Annotated in this window: 25 protein-coding genes; 10 read left to right on the top strand and 15 right to left on the bottom strand. The window is 61.3% G+C overall.

Features of this window, described 5'->3' with window-relative positions; genetic code table 11:
• Positions 1-162: 162 nt before the first annotated feature.
• Positions 163-1,362, bottom strand: coding sequence for a tyrosine--tRNA ligase (gene tyrS / locus LUB09_RS21345; protein WP_231423617.1), 1,200 nt, complete (start codon positions 1,360-1,362; stop codon positions 163-165).
• A 209-nt stretch (positions 1,363-1,571) separates the two neighbouring features.
• On the opposite strand from tyrS, the gene LUB09_RS21340 reads away from it, so the two are divergent.
• Both LUB09_RS21340 and LUB09_RS21335 read left to right on the top strand, forming a co-directional pair.
• Positions 1,572-2,981 carry a peptidoglycan DD-metalloendopeptidase family protein gene (locus LUB09_RS21340; protein WP_231423616.1) on the top strand — a complete coding sequence of 470 codons (1,410 nt, stop codon included), beginning with the start codon at positions 1,572-1,574 and terminating at the stop codon, positions 2,979-2,981.
• A 3-nt stretch (positions 2,982-2,984) separates the two neighbouring features.
• Entirely contained in the window at positions 2,985-4,076 is a 1,092-nt protein-coding gene (locus tag LUB09_RS21335; RefSeq protein ID WP_231423615.1) for an anhydro-N-acetylmuramic acid kinase, read from the top strand.
• A gap of 90 nt (positions 4,077-4,166) precedes the next feature.
• Here LUB09_RS21335 and erpA read toward each other — a convergent pair whose 3' ends face one another.
• Together erpA and argC are read right to left on the bottom strand one after the other, a co-directional pair.
• The gene (erpA, locus tag LUB09_RS21330; RefSeq protein WP_003176443.1) at positions 4,167-4,517 is read right to left on the bottom strand and encodes an iron-sulfur cluster insertion protein ErpA; all 351 of its coding nucleotides are present in this window, start codon (positions 4,515-4,517) and stop codon (positions 4,167-4,169) included.
• 163 nt (positions 4,518-4,680) lie between these two features.
• On the bottom strand, positions 4,681-5,715 hold the full coding sequence (gene argC / locus LUB09_RS21325; RefSeq protein ID WP_209985429.1) for an N-acetyl-gamma-glutamyl-phosphate reductase: 1,035 nt from the start codon (positions 5,713-5,715) through the stop codon (positions 4,681-4,683).
• Positions 5,716-5,849: 134 nt separating this feature from the next.
• Here argC and hemJ point away from each other — a divergent pair, with 134 nt between their 5' ends.
• From hemJ to coq7, 6 genes are all read left to right on the top strand, one after another.
• Entirely contained in the window at positions 5,850-6,278 is a 429-nt protein-coding gene (gene hemJ / locus LUB09_RS21320; RefSeq protein WP_003232547.1) for a protoporphyrinogen oxidase HemJ, read from the top strand.
• Between the two features lie 24 nt (positions 6,279-6,302).
• Positions 6,303-7,253, top strand: a complete 951-nt coding sequence (locus LUB09_RS21315) for an NAD(P)H-dependent flavin oxidoreductase (protein ID WP_231423614.1) — start codon at positions 6,303-6,305, stop codon at positions 7,251-7,253.
• 68 nt (positions 7,254-7,321) lie between these two features.
• Positions 7,322-8,278, top strand: coding sequence for a DUF805 domain-containing protein (locus LUB09_RS21310; protein ID WP_209985434.1), 957 nt, complete (start codon positions 7,322-7,324; stop codon positions 8,276-8,278).
• Positions 8,279-8,341: 63 nt separating this feature from the next.
• Entirely contained in the window at positions 8,342-9,130 is a 789-nt protein-coding gene (locus LUB09_RS21305; RefSeq protein WP_231423613.1) for an SDR family NAD(P)-dependent oxidoreductase, read from the top strand.
• A 45-nt stretch (positions 9,131-9,175) separates the two neighbouring features.
• Positions 9,176-9,514 carry a histidine triad nucleotide-binding protein gene (locus LUB09_RS21300; RefSeq protein ID WP_057006693.1) on the top strand — a complete coding sequence of 113 codons (339 nt, stop codon included), beginning with the start codon at positions 9,176-9,178 and terminating at the stop codon, positions 9,512-9,514.
• Positions 9,515-9,632: 118 nt separating this feature from the next.
• On the top strand, positions 9,633-10,280 hold the full coding sequence (coq7, locus tag LUB09_RS21295) for a 2-polyprenyl-3-methyl-6-methoxy-1,4-benzoquinone monooxygenase (RefSeq protein ID WP_209985439.1): 648 nt from the start codon (positions 9,633-9,635) through the stop codon (positions 10,278-10,280).
• A 28-nt stretch (positions 10,281-10,308) separates the two neighbouring features.
• On the opposite strand, the gene LUB09_RS21290 is transcribed toward coq7, so the two are convergent.
• A complete protein-coding gene (locus tag LUB09_RS21290) occupies positions 10,309-10,731 on the bottom strand; it encodes an OsmC family protein (RefSeq protein ID WP_003210947.1) in 423 nt (140 codons plus the stop codon).
• 215 nt (positions 10,732-10,946) lie between these two features.
• On the opposite strand from LUB09_RS21290, the gene crp reads away from it, so the two are divergent.
• On the top strand, positions 10,947-11,591 hold the full coding sequence (gene crp / locus LUB09_RS21285; RefSeq protein ID WP_209985442.1) for a cAMP-activated global transcriptional regulator CRP: 645 nt from the start codon (positions 10,947-10,949) through the stop codon (positions 11,589-11,591).
• Here the strand turns inward: crp and LUB09_RS21280 are convergent.
• The 4 genes from LUB09_RS21280 to LUB09_RS21265 form a co-directional block, all read right to left on the bottom strand.
• Positions 11,588-12,283, bottom strand: a complete 696-nt coding sequence (locus LUB09_RS21280; RefSeq protein ID WP_231423612.1) for a lipoate--protein ligase family protein — start codon at positions 12,281-12,283, stop codon at positions 11,588-11,590. The two genes, crp and LUB09_RS21280, sit on opposite strands and share 4 nt — an antisense overlap.
• Before the next feature lie 139 nt (positions 12,284-12,422).
• The gene (gene trpC / locus LUB09_RS21275) at positions 12,423-13,259 is read right to left on the bottom strand and encodes an indole-3-glycerol phosphate synthase TrpC (RefSeq protein WP_209985449.1); all 837 of its coding nucleotides are present in this window, start codon (positions 13,257-13,259) and stop codon (positions 12,423-12,425) included.
• Positions 13,256-14,305: an anthranilate phosphoribosyltransferase gene (gene trpD / locus LUB09_RS21270; protein WP_015373084.1), complete on the bottom strand. Its 1,050-nt coding sequence runs from the start codon at positions 14,303-14,305 to the stop codon at positions 13,256-13,258. The genes trpC and trpD overlap by 4 nt, the downstream gene beginning before the upstream one ends.
• Positions 14,306-14,314: 9 nt before the next feature.
• Positions 14,315-14,908, bottom strand: coding sequence for an aminodeoxychorismate/anthranilate synthase component II (locus LUB09_RS21265; RefSeq protein ID WP_003232567.1), 594 nt, complete (start codon positions 14,906-14,908; stop codon positions 14,315-14,317).
• A 418-nt stretch (positions 14,909-15,326) separates the two neighbouring features.
• Here LUB09_RS21265 and estP point away from each other — a divergent pair, with 418 nt between their 5' ends.
• The gene (estP, locus tag LUB09_RS21260; protein WP_231423611.1) at positions 15,327-17,249 is read left to right on the top strand and encodes an esterase EstP; all 1,923 of its coding nucleotides are present in this window, start codon (positions 15,327-15,329) and stop codon (positions 17,247-17,249) included.
• Positions 17,250-17,324: 75 nt separating this feature from the next.
• Here the strand turns inward: estP and trpE are convergent, their stop codons facing one another.
• The 7 genes from trpE to LUB09_RS21225 all read right to left on the bottom strand — a co-directional run bounded on the left by trpE (position 17,325) and on the right by LUB09_RS21225 (position 25,011).
• Entirely contained in the window at positions 17,325-18,806 is a 1,482-nt protein-coding gene (gene trpE / locus LUB09_RS21255) for an anthranilate synthase component I (RefSeq protein ID WP_209985457.1), read from the bottom strand.
• A gap of 70 nt (positions 18,807-18,876) precedes the next feature.
• Entirely contained in the window at positions 18,877-19,695 is an 819-nt protein-coding gene (locus LUB09_RS21250) for a phosphoglycolate phosphatase (protein ID WP_057006684.1), read from the bottom strand.
• The gene (rpe, locus tag LUB09_RS21245; RefSeq protein WP_209985460.1) at positions 19,692-20,366 is read right to left on the bottom strand and encodes a ribulose-phosphate 3-epimerase; all 675 of its coding nucleotides are present in this window, start codon (positions 20,364-20,366) and stop codon (positions 19,692-19,694) included. Before rpe ends, LUB09_RS21250 begins: the two co-directional genes overlap by 4 nt.
• A gap of 84 nt (positions 20,367-20,450) precedes the next feature.
• Complete coding sequence (locus tag LUB09_RS21240; protein WP_231423610.1) at positions 20,451-21,599, bottom strand: iron-containing alcohol dehydrogenase; 1,149 nt, start codon at positions 21,597-21,599, stop codon at positions 20,451-20,453.
• A 140-nt stretch (positions 21,600-21,739) separates the two neighbouring features.
• Positions 21,740-22,564, bottom strand: a complete 825-nt coding sequence (locus LUB09_RS21235; RefSeq protein WP_209985466.1) for an ABC transporter permease — start codon at positions 22,562-22,564, stop codon at positions 21,740-21,742.
• Between the two features lie 11 nt (positions 22,565-22,575).
• Positions 22,576-23,823, bottom strand: coding sequence for an ABC transporter permease (locus tag LUB09_RS21230; RefSeq protein ID WP_209985469.1), 1,248 nt, complete (start codon positions 23,821-23,823; stop codon positions 22,576-22,578).
• Positions 23,824-23,970: 147 nt separating this feature from the next.
• Entirely contained in the window at positions 23,971-25,011 is a 1,041-nt protein-coding gene (locus LUB09_RS21225) for an ABC transporter substrate-binding protein (RefSeq protein ID WP_209985472.1), read from the bottom strand.
• Positions 25,012-25,025: the final 14 nt, after the last annotated feature.

The following is a 25,025-nucleotide window of genomic DNA, read 5'->3' as shown; positions in this document are numbered from 1 at the left end:
ACACCGCACTATCAACTTCTTCTGGACTTCGATGAACTGAAGCAACTCGCTGTCGAATCTTGCATAACTACTTGTTTACCAAGGAGTTTTCCGTTTCGACTGCGCCGGAAGTGGGGCGAATTATAGACAGATATAATTCGCCGTCAACACTTAATTTCAGGTTTATTCGGCTTTGAGCGTAATACGCGCAAATGCCTTCTTTCCAGCCTGGCAAACGTGAGTAGCGCCCAGCTCATACATAAAGGTGCGATCAACAACCTCACCGTCTATACGCACACCACCGGACCCCAGCAGATCACGCGCAACCGCAGAGTTCTTCACCAAACCTGCCTTATTAAGGACAGCCGCCACGGGCATCGCCTCTGCAGCAGTCAACTCGATCTCCGGCAGGTCATCCGGCAGCTCGCCATCCTTCATGCGGTTACCTGCCGCACGATGAGCATTGGCCGCAGCCTCATCACCGTGGAACCGCGCAACGATTTCCTCCGCCAGCTTGATCTTCACATCCCGTGGATTGGCGCCCGCCTCGACTTCAGCCCGCAGCCCATTGATCTCATCCATGGAACGGAAGCTCAACAGCTCGAAGTAGCGCCACATCAGCGCATCCGGAATCGACACCAGCTTGCCATACATCACCCCTGGCGCTTCCTGAATACCCACATAGTTACCCAAGGACTTGGACATCTTCTTGACACCATCCAACCCCTCCAGCAACGGCATGGTCAGAATGCACTGAGCCTCCTGCCCATACGCGCGCTGCAACTCGCGCCCCATCAGCAGGTTGAACTTCTGATCGGTACCCCCCAGCTCAACATCCGCGCGCAACGCTACCGAGTCATACCCTTGAACCAACGGGTAAAGGAACTCATGAATGGCAATAGGCTGATTGGTGGAGTAACGCTTGTCGAAATCATCGCGTTCAAGCATGCGCGCCACCGTGTACTGGGACGTCAAGCGAATGAAGTCCGCCGGCCCCATCTGATCCATCCAGGTGGAGTTGAACGCAACTTCGGTCCTGGCCGGATCAAGAATCTTGAACACCTGAGTCTTGTAGGTCTCGGCATTATCGAGTACCTGCTCGCGAGTCAGCGGAGGGCGCGTGGCGCTCTTGCCACTCGGATCCCCGATCATCCCGGTGAAGTCACCTATAAGGAAGATGACCTGATGCCCCAGCTCCTGAAACTGACGCAGCTTGTTAATAAGCACGGTATGACCCAGGTGCAGATCCGGCGCCGTGGGATCAAAGCCAGCCTTGATACGCAGGGGTTGACCACGCTTGAGCTTTTCGATCAGCTCGGCCTCGACCAACAGTTCTTCCGCACCACGTTTTATCAGCGCTAGCTGCTCTTCAACCGACTTCATAACAGACCCGCAAGGCTCAGATTCAAAAGGGAACCAACCATACAAGATCAGGGACTAATTACAAGTTTTGCCCTGCGCACGGACACCGTTCAGCAAGCCCAGCGTTCGCGAGCTTGCGCCACAGATGATTTGGTTATATTTTATACAGTTATTTCATCTTCATCATGTCATTCATCTTTTCCATTTCATCTTCAAAGTCAAAATTACCTATGACCACTGAACCGTCTAAAGCGCCACCGCTTTACCCGAAGACCCACCTGCTCGCCGCAAGTGGTATCGCCGCCCTTCTTAGCCTGGCACTCCTGGTATTCCCTTCCAGTGACGTAGAAGCCAAACGAACCTCCCTGAGCCTTGAGCTGGAAAGTCCCGCTGATCAACTGACACAAGATCAAGACGCTTCCGGCGCGCAACAAGCCACAAACGTTCCGACAGAATCGCCATTTGCCCAGATAGAAAACACCCCGGAAGATACCCGGCAGGCCGAGGCAAAGCCTGCGGCAGACAGCATCAAGAACCCGCTACACCGCGAAGTGATCGTGGCCAAAGGCGACACGCTTTCCACTCTGTTCGAAAAGGTCGGCCTTCCTTCCGCCACCGTTGGCGAGGTATTGGCCACAGACAAACAGGCCAAGCAATTCACCCAACTCAAGCGCGGTCAGAAGCTTGAGTTCGAACTGACTCCAGACGGCCAGTTGAACAACCTGCACACCGCTCTCAGCGACCTGGAAAGCATCAGCCTGAGCAAAGGCGCCAAAGGTTTTGCATTCAATCGAGTTACCACCAAACCAGTGATGCGCTCTGCCTACGTGCACGGCGTGATCAACAGCTCTCTATCGCAGTCAGCGGCACGCGCGGGCCTGTCCCACAGCATGACGATGGACATGGCCAGCGTGTTCGGCTACGACATCGACTTCGCCCAGGACATCCGCCAGGGTGACGAATTCGACGTGATCTACGAGCAGAAAGTCGCCAATGGCAAAGTGGTGGGCACCGGCAACATTCTCTCCGCACGCTTTACCAACCGCGGTAAAACCTATACCGCCGTGCGCTACACCAACAAACAGGGCATCAGCAGCTACTACACCGCCGATGGCAACAGTATGCGCAAGGCGTTCATCCGCACACCGGTGGACTTCGCTCGTATCAGCTCGCGCTTCTCGATGGGTCGCAAGCATCCCATCCTGAACAAGATTCGCGCGCACAAAGGTGTCGACTATGCGGCTCCCCGCGGCACGCCCATCAAAGCGGCAGGTGACGGCAAGGTCTTGCTGGCAGGGCGTCGTGGCGGCTACGGCAACACCGTGATCATCCAGCACGGCAACACCTACCGCACCCTGTACGGCCACATGCAAGGCTTCGCCAAAGGCGTCAAGACCGGCGGCTCGGTCAAACAGGGCCAGGTGATTGGCTACATAGGGACTACCGGCCTGTCCACCGGCCCGCACTTGCACTATGAATTCCAGGTCAACGGCGTGCACGTCGACCCATTGGGCCAGAAGCTGCCGATGGCCGACCCGATCGCCAAGGCCGAGCGAGCGCGTTTCATGCAGCAGAGCCAGCCACTGATGGCGCGCATGGATCAGGAACGCACCACCTTGCTCGCCTCGGCGAAGCGTTAAGGTATGCCGCGCTATATAGGTGTGATGTCCGGAACCAGCCTCGATGGCCTGGACGTCGCGCTGATCGAACAGGACTCGGCGATCAACCTGATCGCCACCCATTACATCCCTATGCCGGACACCCTGCGCGCCGAGCTGCTCAGCCTGTGCGCCAGTGGCGCCGACGAAATTGCCCGCTCGGCCATCGCCCAACGGCACTGGGTGGAGCTTGCCGCTAAGGGCATCCACGCATTGCTGGATCAGCAAAACCTCAAGCCGCAGGATATTCGCGCGATTGGCAGCCACGGCCAGACCATTCGTCACGAACCCGCACGGGGCTTCTCCGTACAGATAGGCAACCCGGCGCTGCTGACCGAGCTCACCGGCATCACCGTGGTCAGCGACTTCCGCAGCCGTGACGTGGCCGCCGGTGGTCAGGGCGCGCCCCTCGTACCCGCGTTCCACGAAGCGCTGTTTGGCGAACGAACCGGCAACCGTGCGGTGTTGAATGTGGGAGGCTTCAGCAACCTCAGCCTGATCGAGACGGGCAAACCTGTAGCCGGTTTCGACTGCGGACCGGGCAACGTGCTGCTGGATGCGTGGATCCATCAGCAACAAGGCGAGCACTTTGACCGTGACGGCCAATGGGCAGCCAGTGGCAAGGTAGAGCCAGCGCTACTCAGCGCGCTGCTCAGCGATCCGTTCTTCCTGACCCGAGGCCCGAAAAGTACCGGTCGAGAAGTATTCAACCTGCCATGGTTGCAACAACACCTGGCACGGCTGCCCGCCTTCCAGCCCGAGGATGTGCAGGCGACTTTGCTGGAGCTGACGGCTCTGACCATTGTCGAGTCCCTGCAGGCAGCTCAACATCAGACCGAAACCCTGCTGATCTGCGGCGGCGGCGCCCATAACGCCACGCTGATGAAGCGCCTGGCCGCCCTGCTTCCCGCCACCCAGGTCAGCAGCACCGCCGTCTATGGCGTCGACCCGGACTGGGTGGAGGCCATGGCGTTCGCCTGGCTGGCCCACTGCTGCCTGGAGGGCATCGCCGCCAATCGCCCGAGCGTCACCGGCGCCCGTGGGTTGCGAGTACTGGGCGCAATCTACCCCGCCTGACTGCTCCGCAAAACCGACAGACAGCAAAACGCCGCTTGGCCGATCAAAGCCAAGCGGCGTTTTTGTACGCGATGCAGACTCGGTTATCGATCAGATCGAAAACGAAGAACCGCAACCACAGGTCGTGGTCGCGTTAGGGTTCTTGATCACGAAACGCGAACCTTCCAGACCTTCCTGATAATCCACTTCGGCACCTGCCAGGTACTGGAAACTCATCGGGTCCACGACCAGGCTCACGCCCTCGCGCTCGACGATGGTGTCATCGTCGGCCACATCTTCATCGAAGGTAAAACCATACTGAAACCCTGAACAACCGCCGCCCGTAACAAATACGCGCAGCTTCAAGCGATCATTACCCTCTTCATCGACCAGGCTCTTCACCTTGTGCGCAGCACCGTGGGTAAATTGCAAAGCCGTGGGGGTGAAGGATTCAACGCTCATGCTGATAATCTCCCGGCGTAACGCCGTCATATGCGTAATGACCGGCATTATCCGCTTCTCCTAGAAAAGCGGTCAACTATTGTTACGGTATATCAATCGGCAACGCGCTCATAAAAACACAAAAGGCCCGATTAGCGGGCCTTTGCGTATCTACAGCAAAGCCTTAAGGCAACATGCCCGCGTGGGAAAGACCCAGCTTCTCATCCAGACCAAACAGGATGTTCATGTTCTGCACCGCCTGGCCCGACGCCCCCTTGACCAGATTGTCGATCACCGACAGCACCACCACCAGGTCGCCATCCTGCGGACGGTGTACCGCAATCCGGCACACATTGGCACCGCGCACACTGCGGGTTTCCGGATGACTGCCAGCCGGCATGACATCGACGAACGGCTCATTGGCATAGCGCTTTTCAAACAGTGCCTGCAGATCGACCGAGCGATCGACCACGGTTGCGTACAGCGTGGAATGAATACCGCGAATCATCGGCGCGAGGTGCGGCACAAAGGTCAGGCCCACGTCCTTGCCCGCTGCCCGGCAGAGGCCCTGGCGGATTTCCGGCAAATGACGATGCCCTTTAACGGCATAAGCCTTCATGCTTTCTGCGGTCTCGGAGTACAGCGAACCTACCGCCGCTCCACGACCGGCGCCGCTCACTCCCGACTTGCAGTCTGCGATCAGGCGCGAAGCGTCGGCCAGCCCGGCTTCCAGCAACGGCAGAAAGCCCAGTTGGGTTGCGGTCGGGTAGCAACCTGGCACCGCAATCAAGCGGGCTTGCTTGATCTGCTCACGATTGACTTCCGGCAGGCCATACACCGCCTCCTCCAGCAACTGCGGCGCGCCGTGCGGCTGGCCATACCACTTGGCCCATTCATCGGCGTCCTGCAGGCGGAAGTCGGCGGAGAGGTCGATGACCCTCGTACCGGCAGCCAGCAGTTCGCCGGCCAACGCATGGGCAACCCCGTGAGGGGTGGCAAAAAACACCACGTCACAGGCGCCCAGGGTCTTGACGTCCGGCACGCTGAACGCCAGGCCGTCGTAATGGCCGCGCAGGTTAGGGTACATATCGGCCACGGCCAGGCCGGCCTCGGATCGAGAGGTGATGACCACCACCTCAGCCTGCGGATGCTGAGCCAACAGACGCAGCAATTCGACACCGGTGTAACCCGTGCCGCCGACGATACCGACCTTGACCATAACCCTGCCCTCAACGAACCACTGGAAAGCCGTCGATAATAGGGGTCGTATCGCCCTGCGACAACCGTCAACGTGACGTATGGGCGCATCAGCCACTACTATCTTCCCTACCGTGAACCTGGGAATAACTAGAAATGCTCTATCTATGGATCAAAGCCTTCCACATCATCAGCATCGTCTGCTGGTTTGCCGGGCTGTTCTACCTGCCGCGCCTGTTCGTCTACCACGCTCAAAGCGAGGACACCGTCAGCAAGGAACGCTTCAGCGTCATGGAGCGCAAGTTGTACCGCGGCATCATGGGGCCGGCGATGATCGCCTCCCTGGTCTTTGGCATCTGGCTGATCGTCCTCAACCCGGGCATCTTTCAATCCGGCGGCTGGATCCACGCAAAGCTGACCCTGGTAGTGCTGCTGATCGGCTATCACCATATGTGCGGCGCGCAGGTAAAACGCTTCGCTCGTGGTGAAAACACTCGCAGCCACGTGTTTTATCGCTGGTTCAACGAAGTGCCTGTGCTGATGTTGCTGGCCATCGTAATTCTGGTCGTGGTCAAACCGTTCTAACTTCAATCACTCGGAGTTGCGCCAATGTCACTGCCCGCCCTGCTCGAACAGCGTCTGCACCTGCCCCTGGTGGTAGCGCCGATGTTCCTGATCTCCAACCCGCAACTGGTACTGGCGTGTTGTCGCAACGGGGTGGTCGGCAGTTTCCCGGCGCTCAACCAGCGTGAAAGCAGCGGCTTCAAGGCCTGGCTGGAGGAAATAGAAGCGGGCCTGGCGCAGTTGGATAACCCCGCGCCGTACGCCGTGAACCTGATCGTGCACAACAGCAACCCACGGCTGCAGGCCGACCTCGCGATCTGCGTCGAACACAAGGTCCCCATCGTCATCACCAGCCTCGGTGCGGTAAAGGAGCTGGTGGACGCCGTGCACAGCTACGGCGGCCTGGTGTTCCACGACGTCACCACCCGGCGCCATGCCGAAAAGGCCGCCGAAGCAGGTGTCGATGGTTTGATCGCCGTGGCCGCAGGCGCCGGAGGCCATGCCGGCACCTGGAGTCCTTTCGCGCTGATTGCCGAAATTCGTCAGTTCTTCGACAAAACCCTGCTGCTGGCCGGCTGCCTCAACCATGGGCACGAAGTGCTCGCCGCGCAAATGCTGGGCGCAGACCTGGCCTACCTCGGCACACGCTTTATCGGCACCACCGAAAGCCAAGCCCCGGATGCCTATAAAGAGATGCTGCTCACATCACACGCCGCCGACATCGTGCACACTCCGGCTGTTTCCGGTGTGCCCGCGAGCTTCATGCGCCAGAGCCTGGAAAACGCCGGCTTCGACCTCACGGCCCTGCAAGGCAAAGGCGGCTCCACGCTCAAGCCGTTGAGCGACGAGGCCAAGGCCTGGAAGACCGTATGGTCCGCCGGCCAGGGTGTCGGCGAGATCAATGATCTGCCCGGCGTCGATGAACTCGTTGCGCGCCTGGATGCCGAATACCGCACGGCGCGCGAGCAGGCCGCACAGTTGCGCTGGCCACGCTGATACACTCGCCGGGCCCGCCGATAAAGCAGGCCGGCTCACCTTCCCTTACAACTGACAAGGATGCCCGCATGAGCGACAACCGTTTCAAGATTGTGTTTGACGGAGCCCTGCTCCCGGGTGTCGAAAGCACCACTGCCAAGCTGAATCTGGCCGAGTTGTTCAAGAGCGATGTGGCTGCGATCGAGAAGCTCTTCACCGGCCGCCCGGTTGCGCTCAAACGCGACCTGTCGCGTGCCGATGCCGAGACCTACCTCACCGCCCTGAAGAACGCCGGGATCGATGCCCGCATCGAGGCCGAGCAACCCGTCGCCTTCAGCCTCGCTGAAACCCATGAAACCGGCTCTAAAGACTTCTCCAGCCCGGCCACTTCACCCTACGCGCCACCACGCGCCGCCGTCGGTGATGACCTGCCGGAATTTGCCGACCTGAAGGTGTTCACCATCAATGGTCGCATCGGGCGCCTGCGCTACCTGGCCTGGACGCTGGTGCTGACCCTCGCCATGCTGGTGGCCGGCGGCATCATCAGCACCGCCAGTTTCGCCGTGGCAACCGCCTCGCCGACAGCGGCCATCATTCTCGGTGGTGTGCTGGGTTTTGCGCTGTTTGTCGCACTGGTCGTGGTCAGCGTGCAGATCGGTGTGCAGCGCCTGCACGACCTGGGCTGGTCCGGCTGGCTGTACCTGCTCAACCTGGTGCCGCTGGTCAACAGCGTGTTCCCGCTGCTGATGCTGGTACTGCCAGGTAACGCAGGCGCCAACCAATATGGCGCACCGCCTCCGCGCAACTCCACCGCGGTCAAAGTCCTCGCGACCCTGTGGCTGGCGTTCATTCCGGTGATGCTGGCTATCGTGGTGACCTTGGGCATGAACGGCTACCTGGATCAGCTCGAGGCCAACATGGACAGCAGCTATGAAAGCAGTTCGATCACCACCGATGAAGCCGGCGACCAGAGCGTCATCATGGAGGATGAAGACGCGCAAAGTGCTGACGATGCAGGCGAACCTGTAGACTCTCCGGAACAGTAAAGAAACGCCCGCCGCTTGTGACGCCTCCGTCACAGGCACGGCGGCGTTGCGATGGAGAAAGGCATGACCCGTTACGCTCTGATCACCGGTGCCTCCAGCGGCATCGGCCTGGCCCTGGCCGAAGCCCTGGCGCGGCGTGGCCGCAGCTTGATTCTGGTGGCCCGCCAGCGTGATCAGTTGGAAAGCATTGCACTGGAATTGACTCAACGCTTTGGCGTCGAAGTGCTGTTTCGAGCCTGCGATCTGGGCGAGCCACTGCGCTTGTCCGGCTTTTTGCTGGAGCTGGAAGAAGGCGAGCGGCAGATCGACCTGCTGGTCAATTGCGCCGGCATCGGCACCAGCGGGCCGTTCCTGGCCCAGGACTGGATGACCGAGCAGGACCTGATCGAAGTCAACATCCTCGCCCTCACCCGCCTGTGTCACGCATTGGGCAACGCCATGGCACTGCAGGGCGGCGGGCAGATTCTGAATGTGGCGTCCGTCGCGGCATTCCAGCCCGGCCCGTGGATGAGCAGCTATTACGCCAGCAAGGCCTATGTGCTGCACTTCTCCGAAGGCTTGCGCGAAGAACTCAAAACCTGCGGCATCAAAGTGTCCGTGTTGTGCCCCGGCCCCACGCGCACCGCATTCTTCGGCACCGCACAAATGGACACCGCCAGGCTCGACCGCAGCCAGCAACTGATGAGCCCCGAAGAAGTCGCGCTGTACACCGTGCGCGCCCTGGAAAAAAACAAAGCCATCATCATTCCCGGGCGACGCAATCGCTGGCTGACGTTCAGCCCGCGTCTGAGCCCGCGCTGGCTGACGCGCAAGATCGCCGGCGCAATCAACAAGGCCTATTGCCTGCGCTGACCGCCTGGGTACACTCACCCGCACATCAATAAGGGAGAAACAGCTGTGGATACTCTGTTCACCAAGATCATCAACAGAGAAATACCTGCCAACATCATCTACGAGGATGACCAGGTTCTGGCCTTCCACGATATCGCACCGCAGGCGCCGGTACATTTTCTGGTGATTCCGAAAAAACCCGTCCGCACCCTGAACGACCTGACCGAGGACGACAAGGCGCTGGCTGGCCATATCCTGTTCACGGCTCAACGCCTGGCGCTGGAACTGGGCTGTGAGGAAGGGTTTCGGGTGGTCATGAACTGCAACGAGATGGGCGGCCAGACCGTTTATCACATCCATATGCATGTGCTGGGTCAGCGCCAGATGAACTGGCCGCCGGGCTGAAACAGCCTGTTTGGGGAGGTCATGGCCGCTGGCCGTGACCTAGTGCCCCAGACTGCACGCAAACGCTTCACTCTCTCTTGCGGTAGACTGGCCGCTGAGATTTTTCCCGGAGGTCTGCATGACTACCCAACGTCACTACTCGCCGATTGACCGCCTGCTGCTGCAAGCCGACACCGCCATGCGCACGCTATTGCCCTTCAGCGGCCAGCCTCACCGCCCCTCGCCGGCCATCGTGCAGCCCGATGCCCAGATGAGCGCGACCGAGACCCGCCATGTCGCCGGCCTGATGCGCATCAACCATACCGGCGAAGTGTGTGCCCAGGCGCTGTACCAGGGCCAGGCCCTGACCGCCAAGCTGCCGCAGGTGCGCGCCGCGATGGAGCATTCGGCCGAGGAAGAAGTCGACCACCTGGCCTGGTGCGAGCAACGCATCCGCCAGTTGGGCAGTCATCCCAGCGTGCTCAATCCGCTGTTCTATGGTTTGTCATTCGGCATCGGCGCTGCCGCCGGCCTGATCAGCGACAAGGTGAGCCTGGGCTTCGTCGCCGCCACCGAGCATCAGGTGTGCAAGCATCTGGATGAGCACCTCGAGCAATTGCCGGCAGAGGACGAAAAATCCCGGGCAATCCTCGAACAGATGCGCATTGATGAAGCCCTCCACGCGGACAGCGCGTTGGATGCCGGCGGTTTTCGCTTCCCGGCGCCGGTACGATTCGGCATGGGCCTGCTGGCCAAAGTCATGACCAAAAGCACCTACCGTATCTAGCAGGAGCGAGCGTGCTCGCTCCTGGCGCTCAACCCAGTTCGATAATCTCGTAATCATGGGTGATGGCCACGCCGGCCGCACCCAGCATGATCGACGCCGAGCAATACTTCTCAGCCGACAGCTCGATGGCCCGCTTGACCTGGGCCTCCTTCAGCGCCCGCCCCTTCACCACAAAATGCATGTGAATCCTGGTAAACACCTTGGGATCTTCCGTGGCGCGCTCGGCCTCCAGAAACGCCTCGCAGCTCTCTACCGCCTGACGGGACTTTTTCAGGATACTGACCACGTCGAAATTGCTGCAGCCGCCCACGCCCAGCAGCAGCATTTCCATCGGCCGCACGCCGAGGTTGCGGCCGCCCGCTTCAGGCGGACCGTCCATCACCACCACATGGCCGCTGCCCGACTCACCGAGGAACATGGCTTCGCCCGCCCATTGGATGCGTGCCTTCATCGCCCAGACTCCACTGCTAAAAAAGGGTCGCCAGCTTAGCACAGGGCCCGGCAGCGGCAGCGTTTGGCGCGAATGCGATCAATAAAAACGTTTACCCGATAAATTCGCTAATCGAGACAGAATGTGTCTGGTAAGCTGGCGCCAATTCGATGGCGTATTGCCACTGTCGGAGAGCATAACTTCAATTCCTTAGCGTCGCCTTTCGGGAAACAACCATGGTTGCCCTTACTCCCACACCCAAGATCAAGAATCTCGACAAGCTGTTGATGCATTGCCAGCGCCGGCGCTACCCGGCCAAGCACAACATCATCTGCGCCGGCGAACGCTCCGAAACACTGTTTTTCATCATCAAGGGCTCGGTCACCATCCTGATCGAGGACGACGACGGCCGCGAGATGATCATCGCCTACCTCAACACCGGCGATTTCTTTGGCGAGCTGGGCCTGTTCGAACAAGCCGGAAAGGAACAGGAACGCAGTGCCTGGGTACGCGCCAAGGTCGAATGCGAAGTCGCCGAGATCAGCTACACCAAGTTTCGTGAACTGTCCCAACAGGACCCCGACATCCTGTATGCCCTGAGCGGTCAGATCGCCCAGCGTCTGCGCGACACCACGCGCAAAGTCGGCGACCTGGCATTCTTCGACGTCACCGGCCGCGTGGCCCGGTGCCTGCTGGAGTTGTGCAAACAACCCGATGCCATGACCCACCCGGATGGCATGCAGATCAAAGTGACGCGCCAGGAGATCGGGCGCATTGTCGGCTGTTCACGGGAAATGGTCGGTCGCGTACTCAAGGACCTGGAAGAACGCAACCTGGTGCACGTCAAAGGCAAGACGATGGTGGTGTTCGGCACGCGTTAAGCGGGCATGAAACCGGCGAGCATCTGACGGTACAAAGTGTCGAGCCGGCCGATGGCATCGGGCGCGGCAAAAGCTTCATGCAGGGCAATATGGCTGTCGGCGCGCACCCGCTGCTCCAGGCCACAGGCTTGATTGAAACGGTTGACTGCCGCAATCAACGCCTGGCGGTGGTCATCCAGTAGTAACGCGCCGTGTACCAATCCCACCGGACGACCGCCGCTTTGCCGCCAGCGCTGGGCGGTGCCAACCATCTTGCGACCGTTGAGGTTGACGTTGTAACGCCCGTCGCAGAAGGCGCCATCGACTTCACCCACACTGGCATCACCGCCCAGCTCGATCAGCACGTCGCAGATCGGCTGGCACAAACGCTGATAACCGGCTTCGATTCGCCCCTGGTCTCCTTCGCTGCGGGGTGGCGCGTAGACCAGTGCGATATTCACCGTGGCGCCCGACTGCGGCACCGGCTCGCCGCCGGTTTCGCGCAGCAGCACCGGCCAACCGGCCTGCGCCGACACCTCGCTCGCCGCCGCAAACGCCGGCAACCGGCTCAAGCGACGCGGCATCACCAACGCCTGGTCGGTGGGCTGCCAGAACAGCAACCCGAATGCCTGCTCGCCTGCGCAAACGGCTGCCAGCAAATCCTGCTCGGCGGCAAGGCCGGCCTCAACAGTCATCGCCATCGGTTGAATCATGCGCCCATCTCCCTGAATACACCCACACCCAATGTGGGAGGGGGCTTGCTCCCGATAGCGAAGTATCAGTCGAAATACGCATCAACTGAACGAATGCCATCGGGAGCAAGCCCCCTCCCACAGGTTGACCGTGTTTCAATCAGTCCAGTGTCGAGCCGCCGACCGGCACGCCACGCTCCGGGAAGAACAGACGTTGCAACTCCGCCCCCGGGTGCTCGGCGCGCATGAACGTCTCGCCCACCAGGAACGAATACACGCCATTGATTTCCATCAGTTCCACATCGGCACGGTTGGCGATGCCACTCTCGGTGATCACCAGGCGGTCACGCGGAATGCGCGGCAGCAGGTCGAGGGTGGTTTCCAGGCTGACTTCGAAGGTGTGCAGGTTACGGTTGTTCACGCCAACCAACCGCGTGTCGACGGTTTTCAATGCGCGCTCCAGCTCATCGCCGTCGTGTACTTCAACCAACACGTCCAGACCGACGCTCTTGGCCACCGCCGCCAGTTCGGCCAGCTTTACGTCATCCAGCGCGGAGACGATCAGCAGTACACAGTCGGCGCCCAGGGCACGGGCTTCGATGATCTGGTACGGGTCAACCATGAAATCCTTGCGGATCACCGGCAGCTTGCACGCCGCGCGCGCCTGCTGCAGGAACAGGTCGGAGCCCTGGAAGTAGTCGATGTCGGTCAGCACGGAGAGGCACGTCGCCCCGCCCTTCTCGTAACTGGCGGCAATGTCGGACGGAACGAAGTGCTCACGAATGACGCCTTTGCTCGGCGAGGCCTTTTTCACCTCGGCAATCACCGCAGGCTGCTTGAGCTTGGCCTGGGCGATCAAGGCATTGGCAAAACCGCGCGGGGCATCGGCGACTTTCGCCTGCGCTTCCAGCTCGGCCAGGCTCACACGCGCGCGGCGCTCAGCGACTTCTTCTGCCTTGCGGGCCAGAATTTTTTGTAGAACGGTTGGCACACTCATCCTTCATTCTCCATCTTGAATACCGCAGTGAATGCTCCCAGCTCTTCGAGTTTTTCGCGAGCCAGACCGGTGTGAAGTGCATCATGAGCCAAGGCGACACCCTCTTTAAGACTATAGGCATGGTCGGCGGCGTAAAGTGCCGCGCCAGCATTCAGAACAATCATCTCGGCCGCTTTTTGACCGTTCTCGGTCTTGCGGCGCCCCAGGGCATCGCGGATCAACTCCAGGGACGCGGCCGGGCTTTCCACCGCCAGGCCATGCAGACTCTGGCTCTTCATGCCGAGGTCTTCAGGTTCGACCCAATATTCGGTGATTTGGTCGTTCTTGAGCTCCGCCACAAACGTCGGCGCCGCCAGGCTGAATTCGTCCAGGCCATCCTTGGAATGCACCACCAGCACATGCTTGCTGCCCATGCGTTGCAACACTTCGGCCAGCGGCCGGCACAGGGCTTCGCTGAACACGCCCACCACCTGATGCTTCACACCGGCCGGATTCGTAAGCGGGCCAAGCATGTTGAACAGGGTGCGCAGGCCAAGATCCTTGCGCGGGCCGGCGGCGTGTTTCATCGCACCGTGATGGGACTGGGCAAACATGAAGCCGATGCCGACGCTGTCGATGCAGCGTGCCACTTGCACCGGCGTCAGGTTCAGGTAGATGCCCGCCGCTTCCAGCAGATCGGCACTGCCGCTCTTGCCGGACACCGCACGGTTGCCGTGCTTGGCCACCGTGCAGCCCGCCGCCGCAACCACAAATGAAGACGCCGTGGACACGTTGAAGATATTCGCGCCATCGCCGCCAGTGCCGACCACGTCGACCACACCGTCGAGGGTCTTGAGTTCAACCTTGTCCGCCAGCTCGCGCATGACCGACACAGCGCCGACGATCTCGTCGATGCTCTCGCTCTTCATGCGCATGGCCATCATGAACGCACCGATCTGTGCGTCGGTGCACTGACCGGTCATGATCTCGCGCATCACATCGCTCATTTCCGCGGTGCTCAGGTCCAGGTGGCCGACGATACGGCCCAGGGCAGTCTTGATATCCATGAAAAGTCCTTAGCGCGTGCCGCCGCTCTGCTTGAGAAAGTTGGCGAACAGCTCGTAACCCTGCTCGGTCAGAATCGACTCAGGGTGAAATTGCACCCCTTCGATATTCAGCGTCTTGTGGCGCAGGCCCATGATCTCGTCGACCGAGCCGTCTTCCAGCTGGGTCCAGGCGGTCGGTTCCAGGCACTCGGGCAGGGTTTCACGCTTGACCACCAGCGAATGGTAGCGGGTCACTGTTACGGGATTGTTCAACGCCTGAAATACGCCCAAGTCCCTGTGGAACACCGGGCTGGTCTTGCCGTGCATCACCTGGCGCGCACGCACCACGTCACCACCAAAGGCCTGGCCGATGGACTGATGGCCCAGACACACGCCCAGGATAGGCAGCTTGCCGGCGAAATACTGAATGGCTTCGAGGGAGATGCCCGCCTCGGTCGGGGTGCAGGGGCCAGGCGAAACCACGATGCGTTCCGGGTTCAGCGCTGCGATCTGCGCCACGCTCAGTTCGTCGTTGCGCACCACCTTGACCTCGGCACCGAGTTCGCCCAGGTACTGCACGACGTTGTAGGTAAAGGAATCGTAGTTATCAATCATCAGCAACATGTGGGTTCAAACCTCTTGAATTCACTGATTTCGAATGTCCGCCTTCCAGGGCGTGACCCGCTGTCGAACGCACGTTCCAGTGGCCGGCCGAGCCGACACGGGGCGTCAGACAAAGGGTGAAGAAGGCAAATCGGTACAGGTCCGGCGGGGCCGGCAGGGAACAGTCAGGCGCGCCAACGCCAACGGGCGTGAGCCTTGATGACGCGCATCAAGAGTTTGCTGATGATCAACACGGGGAGGGTCTCGTTCATACGTTGGGGCACAGTAGCGTAGCCTCGCGAGCGGTGCAATATAGTCGCGCAAATACGCGGGTAGACCTGCCTTGGTTTATCGGAAAAAGCTGTTTTCACTTGAAGAACATTCTCAATGTCTGGTTAATGTTTCGCTTCCGATACAACAAAACCAAATGGACTTTGTCATGCAAAAACCCGCCCTTCTTGCCCCGCTCGCCGGCTGCCTGTTGTCCCTGGCCTGTGCCCAGGCGCTTGCAGCCTCCTCGCCCTATTCAACCATGGTGGTGTTCGGTGACAGCCTGGCCGACGCCGGCCAGTTCCCGGATGGCAACGCCGGGTCGACGCTGCGCTTTACCAACCGCACCGGGCCGAACTTCCAGGGTGACTTCGGCCTGGTCTCATCGACCTTGCTCGGTACCCGGCTGGGCGTTGCGCCCAACGACCTGAACGCCTCGACCTCGCCGGTTCGCGCGGCCCAGGGCCTGCCCGACGGCAACAACTGGGCGGTCGGCGGCTACCGTACCGACAACATCCTGGACTCGATCAACTCGGTGTCCAACGCCACGGTCCCGCCCAACAATCCCGGCGGCGGTACGGTATTGCGCAGCCGCCAGGGCTACCTGCCGGCCAACGGCGGGCGGGCGGATCCAAACGCGCTGTATTTTCTCTCCGGCGGCGGTAACGACTTCATTCAAGGCCGCGTGCTCAGCGCGGGCCAGGCCGTCGCTGCAGGCGGCCGCCTGGCCGACAGCGCCCAGGCCCTGCAAAAGGCCGGCGCCCGCTACATCATGGTGTGGATGCTGCCCGACCTGGGGCTCACACCGGCCATCAACGGCACACTGCTGCAGGCGCCGAGTTCGGCCCTCAGCAGCCTGTTCAACCAATCGCTGGTGCAACGGCTGTCGCAGATCGACGCGCAGATCATCCCGCTGAACATTCCGCTGCTGCTCAATGAAACCTTCGCCGCCCCCGGCCGCTTCGGCCTGGCCACCGGGCAAAACCTCACCGGCACCTGCTTCAGCGGCAACGGCTGCAGCGCCAACCCGACCTACGGCATCGGCGGCACCACCCCGGATCCGACCAAGCTGATCTACAACGACGCCGTGCACCCCACCATCGCCGGGCAACGCCTGATTGCCGACTACGCTTATTCACTGCTGTCGGCGCCCTGGGAACTGACCCTGCTGCCCGAAATGGCCCAAGGCACCTTGCGCGCCCACCAGGATGAACTGCGCAACCAATGGCAGGCCGATAACGGCCGTTGGCAAGCGGTCGGCCAGTGGCGCGCGATTGTGGCCGGCGGTGGCCAGCATGTGGACTTCAACCACCAGGACAGCGCCGCGAGTGGCGATGGCACTGGCTACAACCTGAATGTCGGCGGCAGCTACCGGCTCAACGAGGACTGGCGCGTCGGCGTGGCGGCCGGCTTGTACCGCCAGACCCTGGAAGTCGGCGCCAACGATTCGGACTACAAGCTCAACAGCTACATGGGCACCGCCTTCGCCCAATATCAGCAAAACCACTGGTGGGCCGACGCGGCGTTGACCGGCGGCAAGCTGGACTTCGACAGCCTCAAACGCAAGTTCGCCCTGGGCGTCAGCGAAGGCTCCGAAAAAGGCGACACCGACGGCTGGCTGTGGGCCTTGAGCAGCCGCGTGGGCTACGACATCGCCGCGCCGGGCAGCGACTGGCACCTGTCACCGTTCATCAGCGCCGATTACGCACGGGTCGAAGTCAACGGCTACTCGGAGAAAGACAATCGCTCCACGGCCCTCACCTTTGATGACCAGCAACGCGACTCCAAACGTCTGGGCGCAGGCCTGCAAGGCAGCTACCGGGTAACACCGCAGACCCAGGTGTACGGCGAAGTTGCCCACGAGCACGAGTTCGAAAATGACACGCAGAAAGTGAACATGTCGCTCAACAGCGTGCAGGCCATCGACTTCAAGCTGGACGGCTACACGCCACGCAGCAATTCGGATCGCCTGAGCCTGGGCGTCAGCCACAAGCTGACTCAGGAGCTGGCACTACGGGCGGCGTATAACGTGAGGAAGGATGACAGTTTGACCCAGCAAGGCGTCAGCGTTGGCGTGAGTCTGGATTTCTGATGCAGTCTTGAGAGCGGAACAAAACAAATGTGGGAGCTGGCTTACCAGCCCCCACATTTTGTTCAATGCCAGCCTTTAGCGTTGCGGCGTTTGCTCGGCCAACGCCACAGCCCGGAACATCGCGCGGCGCTTGTTCAGGGTTTCCTCCCACTCAAGGGCCGGCACCGAGTCGGCTACAATCCCGCCACCCGCTTGCACATGCAGCTCGCCATCCTTGATCACCGCCGTGCGAATCGCAATCGCCGTGTCCATGTTGCCGTTCCACGCAAAATACCCCACGGCACCGCCGTAGACACCGCGCTTGACCGGCTCCAGCTCATCAATGATTTCCATCGCGCGAATCTTCGGCGCGCCCGACAAGGTGCCCGCCGGCAGAATCGCGCGCAGTGCGTCCATGGCGGTCAGCCCGGCCTTCAGCTCGCCGGTGACGTTGGAGACGATGTGCATCACGTTGGAATAACGCTCGATCACCATCTTCTCGGTCAACTTCACCGAACCGATTTCCGAGACCCGCCCGGTATCGTTACGGCCCAGGTCGATCAGCATCAAGTGCTCGGCAATTTCCTTGTCGTCGCTCAGCAGGTCCTGTTCCAGCGCCAGGTCGGCTTCTTCGGTCGCGCCACGGGGACGCGTGCCGGCAATCGGGCGCACGGTGATCAGGTTGTCCTCGACACGCACCAGCACTTCCGGCGAACTGCCCACTACGTGAAAGTCGCCAAAGTTGAAAAAGTACATGTACGGCGTCGGGTTGAAGCAGCGCAGTGCGCGATACAAGTCGATGGGCGCAGCCTTGAAGTCAATGGACATGCGCTGCGACGGCACCACCTGCATGCAGTCTCCGGCAAGGATATATTCCTTGATGGTATCGACTGCGCGCTCGTAGTCATCCTGAGTGAAGCTTGAGCGAAAGATCGGATCGGCGGCCGGCGGACGGCTGAGGTCCAGGCCGCGACGCGGAGTGATCGGCTGGCGCAGTTTGTCCAACAAGGCTTCGAGGCTCGCCAGCCCCTGCTCGAACGCATCGGCCTGGGCCGGGTCGGCGAGCACGATGGCGTGCATCTTGCCGGCCAGGTTGTCGAACACCACCACCGCGTCGGAGACCATCAGCAGAATGTCAGGCACGCCCAGCGGGTCCGGGTTCGGGCATTTGCCCAGGCGCTTTTCCACATAGCGCACGCAGTCGTAGCCGAAATACCCGACCAGGCCGCCGTTGAAACGCGGCAGGCCCGGGATGGTCGGCACGTTGTAGCGCGCCTTGAAGCTTTCGACGAAGGCCAGCGGGTCTTCCACGTCATGGCTTTCGATCTCGACGCCATCGTGGGTGATGCTCACGTGGTGATCGTGCACCCGCATCACCGTGCGGCACGGCAGGCCGATGATCGAATAACGGCCCCACTTTTCGCCGCCCTGTACCGATTCGAGCAGGTAGGAGTTGGGCTCGTCGGCCAGTTTCAGGTAGATCGACAACGGCGTGTCGAAGTCGGCCAAGGTGTCGCAGGCCAGGGGAATACGGTTATAGCCGGCAGCGGCCAAACGCAGGAATTCTTCGCGGGTCATGATGTGCCTCGTGGCATGAGGGTCTGGCGGTCGGGTAGGCAAACGTGCCGCAGGGTGCGGCCAGGAGCAGTCAGGCGCGCCAACGCCAGCGGGCCAGAGCCTTGATGACTTTCATCCAGAGTTTGCGGGTAACCACCACGATGGCATTTCCAGAAGGGGACGGGTCGATGTCGGGCAACGTTATCCCAGCGCCCGCTCCCAGGCAACCGGGGATTAACAGGCGCAGATCATCAATCACCAGCGCCGGCGATTCTTCGGCAATCGGCCGGCCATGGTTGTAGCCATAACTCAAGGCCACGCACTGCACGCCTGCGGCTTTCGCCGCCTGCACATCGCTGCGCGAGTCGCCGACGAACAACGACTGGGATGCCGGAATATTGGCCATTTTCATCACGAAAAACAGCGCCGCCGGGTCGGGCTTTTTCTGCGGCAAGGTATCGCCGCCGATGATCCAGCGGAAATAGCGGCCGATTTTCATCTGGTCCAGCAGCGGCGCGACAAAGCGTTCCGGCTTGTTGGTGATCAGGGCCATTTCCACGCCCTTTTTGTGCAGCCACTTGAGGGTGTCGCGCACGCCGGGGTACACCACTGTCAATTCATGGCTGCTTTCATAGGCCGCGTTGAACAGTTCCAGAGCGTGCTCGGCCTCCACCTCGTCGACACCCGTGGCGTCGATATGGTTGGCCAGGGCCCGGCGCACCAGCATCGGCGCGCCATTACCCACCCAGTCGCGCACCGCCTCGATCCCTGCCGGCTTGCGCCCCAGTTTGAGCAGCATGGTGTCCACCGCCGCAGCCAGGTCGGGCACCGAATCGATCAACGTACCGTCCAGATCGAACATCACCAGCCGTGGCAGCTTGCCGGGAAACAGCTGCTCGAAGCCGCTCATGGACGCGTCAGCGCCAGTTCGGCGCGCATCTTGTCGATGACTTCCTGGTAGTTCGGCGCATTGAAGATCGCCGAGCCGGCCACAAAGGTGTCGGCACCGGCGGCAGCGATGTCGCGGATATTATTGACGTTCACCCCGCCGTCGATCTCCAGGCGGATATCCCGGCCCGAAGCGTCGATCAGCGCCCGCGCTTCGCGCAGCTTGTTCAGGGTGCCGGGGATGAACTTCTGCCCGCCGAAGCCCGGGTTGACGCTCATCAGCAGCACCATGTCGACCTTGTCCATCACGTACTCAAGCACGTTCAGGGGCGTGGCCGGGTTGAACACCAGGCCCGCCTTGCAGCCGCCTTCGCGGATCAGTTGCAGGGTGCGGTCGACGTGCAGCGTGGCTTCCGGGTGGAAGGTGATGTAAGTGGCGCCGGCCTCGATGAAGTCACCGATGATGCGGTCGACCGGGCTGACCATCAGGTGCGCGTCGATCGGCGCGGTGATGCCGTACTTGCGCAGCGCTGCGCAGACCATCGGGCCGATGGTCAGGTTGGGCACGTAGTGGTTGTCCATGACATCGAAGTGCACGAAGTCGGCACCGGCGGCCAACACCTTGTCCACTTCTTCACCCAGGCGGGCGAAGTCGGCGGAGAGAATCGATGGAGCAATGACGAAGGGCTGCATGACGCACCTTTTCTGAGCTAAATCACAATGGCGCGCATTGTATACCTCATGCTTTGCCGCGCGCACCGTGACCTCGTTCAAGGATCAGAAAGCGGCCCGGTAGATTTTCTCGATATCCGCCGCGCTGAGCTTGCGCGGGTTGTTGCGCATTAGACGCTCTATGCCCGCCGCTTCCACCGCCATGGCCGGGATCGCGTCCTCGGGCACCCCGAAACTGTGCAGCCCGGCCGGGATTTCGACGGCGGCGCACAGGCGCGTCATCGCCTCGACAGCCTGGTCGGCGGCGTCATTGGCGCTCAGCCCGGTGACATTCACGCCCATGGCCAGGGCAATGTCCTGCATGCGCTCGACACAGGCCAGTTTGTTCCAGTGCATCACGTAGGGCAGCAACAGCGCGTTGCTCACGCCGTGGGCGATGTTGAAGCGTCCGCCCAGCGGGTACGCCAACGCATGCACCGCGCCCACGCCGGCATTGCCGAACGCCATGCCGGCCATCAGGCTGGCGGTGGCCATATCGTCACGGGCCTTGAGATTGGCCGGGTTGGCATACGCCTTGGGCAGCGCGTTGGCAATCAGCTTGACCGCGCCAATGGCCAGCGCATCGGTGATCGGCGACGCATTCAGCGACAGGTAAGACTCGATGGCATGCACCAACGCATCCAGACCGCTGGCGGCGGTGACGCTGCGCGGGCAGGTCAGGGTCATTTGCGGGCTGATCAGCGCCACATCCGGCAGCAGGTAGTCGCTGACGATGCCCTTCTTCAATTGCGCCGCCTTGTCGGAGAGAATCGCCACATTGGTCACCTCCGAACCAGTGCCGGCCGTGGTGGGGATGGCGATCAGCGGCGGCCCTTTGCGCGGCACCTGGTCGACGCCGAACAAATCCGCCAGGGCGCCGTGGTAGCCGGCGTAGGCCGCCACGCTCTTGGCGATATCGATGGCACTGCCGCCGCCCAGACCGATCAGCCCGTCGTGCCCACCGTCGCGATAGACCTGCATGCAGTCTTCGACGATGGCGATTTCCGGGTCGGGCAGCACACGGTCGAAAATCTCATAGGTGCGTCCGCCCAGGTGTTCGAGCGCCAGCGCCACGGTGCCGGACTTGACCAGCGCGGCATCGGTGACGATCAGCGGGTTATCCACATCCAGGCGCGTGAGTTCGGCGGCGAGTTGCTCGATGGCGCCAGCGCCGGTGAGCAGTTTGTGGGCGATCTTGAATGAGGAAGTACTCATGTGCGCGGCCTCTTATCGGTGATGGGCTGGCACAAGGATAGCTGACAGATGAGCGTTGTCTGCCATTCAGCATCTGAATGCACACAATTCAAATGTGGGAGGGAGCAAGCCCCCTCCCACAATGGATCTCTACCTGATCTCTAGACCTGCGCCGTCCGCAGCTTCTCGCTGCGCCCACGCAACCACTCCAGCGTCAGCAACAGCAGCACCGAGAACCCGATCAGCAAGGTCGCCGCCGCGGCAATCGTCGGGCTGAGGTTTTCGCGGATACCGCTGAACATCTGCCGTGGCAGGGTGGCTTGCTCGGGGCCAGCGAGGAACAGCGTCACCACCACCTCATCGAACGAGGTGGCAAAGGCGAACAGCGCCCCGGAAATCACCCCGGGCGCAATCAATGGCAAGGTCACCCGACGAAACGCGGTCAACGGTGAGGCCCCGAGGCTCGCCGCCGCACGCACCAGATTATGGTTGAACCCCTGCAAGGTGGCCGACACGGTGATGATCACGAACGGCACGCCCAGCACCGCATGCACCACGATCAGCGAAAAAAAGCTGTTGCCCAGCCCCAGCGGTGCAAAGAACAAATAACTGGCCACGCCGATAATCACCACCGGCACCACCATCGGCGAAATCACCAGGGCCATCACCAGCGCCTTGCCGGGAAAATTGCCGCGCGTCAGGCCAATCGCCGCCAGCGTGCCGAACACCATCGCCAGCACGGTGGCCGCCGGCGCCACGATAATGCTGTTCTTCAGCGCGCGCATCCATTCGGCCGAGGCGAAGAAATCCTCATACCAATGCAGCGAAAAGCCCTGCAACGGGTACACCAGGAAACTGCCGCTGTTGAACGACAGCGGGATAATCACCAGCACCGGCAAAATCAGGAACAGCAGGATCAGGCCGCACAGCACCCGCAAGCTGTAGAACCACACCCGTTCCACTGGTGACATATAAGGACTCAGCATCGCAAGCCTCCTCAGCTCAGACGCAGGCGGCTCGCGCCTACCAGTCGGTTGTAGATCAGGTACAGCAACACGGTGGCCAGCAGCAGCAGACCGCCCAATGCCGTGGCCATGCCCCAGTTGATGCTGGTGTTGGTGTAGAACGCCACGAAGTAGCTGACCATCTGGTCGTTCGGGCTGCCCAGCAAGGCCGGGGTGATGTAGTAACCAATTGCCAGAATGAACACCAGCAGGCAGCCGGCGCCGACACCGGCGTAGGTCTGCGGGAAGTACACGCGCCAGAAACTGGCGAACGGGTGACACCCCAGGGAAATCGCCGCACGCAGGTAGGTAGGCGAAATGCCCTTCATCACGCTGTAGATCGGCAGAATCATGAACGGCAGCAGGATGTGCACCATGGAGATGTAGACCCCGGTGCGGTTGAACACCAGTTCCAGCGGGCTGTCGATCAGGCCCAGGCCCATCAGCGCGCTGTTGATCAGGCCGCCCGACTGCAGCAACACGATCCACGCCGCCACCCGCACCAGAATCGAGGTCCAGAACGGCAACAGCACCAGAATCATCAGCAGGTTGCTTTTGCGCGCCGGCAGGTTGGCCAGCAGGTACGCCAGCGGGTAGGCCAGCAGCAGGCAGATCACGGTGATCACCAGGCCCATCCAGAAGGTGCGGGCGAAGATGTCCAGGTAGATCGCCTGGTCGGGCGTGGCCGGGGCGATCTCGCCGAGGTCGTCGATGCGGTGATCGACGGCCGCCAGCAGGTAGTACGGGGTAACGCTGCTGGTATTACGCCGGATCGCCTGCCAGTAGGCTGGGTCGCCCCAGCGTTCGTCGAGGTTTTCCAGCGCTTGCTTGTAAGAGCCGGGCGTTTCGGCAAACGGCAGCGCCCGCGCGGTTTTCGTCAGCAGGCTGCGATAGCCCGCCAGTTCCATGTTCAAGCGTTTGGACAAGTCGCCCAGGGTCTGGTTTTTACGCGCCTCGCCCAGGTCTTCGCTGAGCGCCTGGTACACCGGCTCGCCCGGCAGGCCGCGCCCGTCCCAGGCCGTCACGGCCACCACGGTACGCGGCAAGCCCGCCACCACTTCCGGGTTGCCGACACTCTTGAACAACAGCGCGACAATCGGCACCAGAAACACCAGCAGCAAAAACAGCACCAGCGGCGCAATCAAGGCCTGCGCCTTCCAGCGGTTGAGCCGCTCGGCACGCGCCAAGCGCTGCTTGAGGGTGGGGCTGTTGACCTCGTTCGAAGGAACGGCGATGGCCATGGCTGACTCCGGATATTGAAGATAAATGCACACCCTTGTGGGAGGGGGCTTGCTCCCGATAGCGGGGGGCAAGTCAGCCTGTCTGTTGCCTGACCCTCTGCCATCGGGAGCAAGCCCCCTACCACAGGGGGTCAGCGGTGCTGCTGCTTACTTGGCCGCCCAGGAATTGAAGCGCTGCTCCAGTTGCTCGCCGTTATCGGCCCAGAAGCTCACGTCGATCTGCACCTGGTTGGCGATGTTTTCCGGGGTGGTCGGCATGTCCTTGAGGACGTCCTTGGCCAGCAACGGCACGGCCTGGGTGTTCGCCGGGCCGTAGGCGATGTTTTCCGAGTAGGTCTTCTGCTGCTGCGGCTGCACTGAGAAGGCGATGAATTTCTTCGCCGCTTCCGCGCGGTCCTTGGCCAGGCCTTTAGGGATGGCCCAGGCGTCGAAGTCGTAGATACCGCCATTCCACACCACTTTGAGGTTGCTTTCTTTCTGCACGGCGGCGATGCGGCCGTTGTAGGCCGAGCTCATCACCACGTCACCCGAGGCCAGGTACTGCGGCGGCTGTGCGCCGGCTTCCCACCACTGGATCGACGGTTTGAGTTCGTCGAGTTTCTTGAATGCGCGGTCCTGGCCATCTTTGCCGGCCAGCACTTTGTACACGTCTTTGGGCGCTACTCCGTCGGCCATCAGCGCAAATTCCAGGGTGTACTTGGCGCCCTTGCGCAGGCCACGCTTGCCGGGGAATTTCTTGGTGTCCCAGAAATCCGCCCAACTGGTTGGCGCGGAAGCCAGTTTGTCGGCGTTATAGGCCAGCACGGTCGACCACACGAAGAAACCCACGCCGCACGGCTGGATCGCGCCCTTCACATAGTCGGCGGTGTTGCCGAACAGCTTCGGGTCGAGAGGCTCGAACATGTCTTCGTCGCAGCCACGGGACAGTTCCGGCGACTCCACTTCCACCAGGTCCCAGGACACGCTCTTGGTGTCGACCATGGCTTTGACCTTGGCCATCTCACCGTTGTATTCGCCGGCGACAATCTTGCCATTGCCCGCACTTTCCCACGGCGCGTAGAACGCCTTGACCTGGGCCGCCTTGTTCGCGCCACCGAACGACACCACGGTCAGGTCGGGGCCTGCCATGGCTTGTGTGGCGCCCATCAAGCCAAGTGCCAGGGCCGAATACTTAAGGGATTTCAACATTGTTGTGCTCTCCA

The sequence above is a fragment of the Pseudomonas sp. Leaf59 genome (genome assembly GCF_920984685.1).
GTDB lineage: Bacteria > Pseudomonadota > Gammaproteobacteria > Pseudomonadales > Pseudomonadaceae > Aquipseudomonas.
Note: the sequence above shows the minus strand (reverse complement) of the source record. Positions and strands in the feature narration are given on the sequence as shown.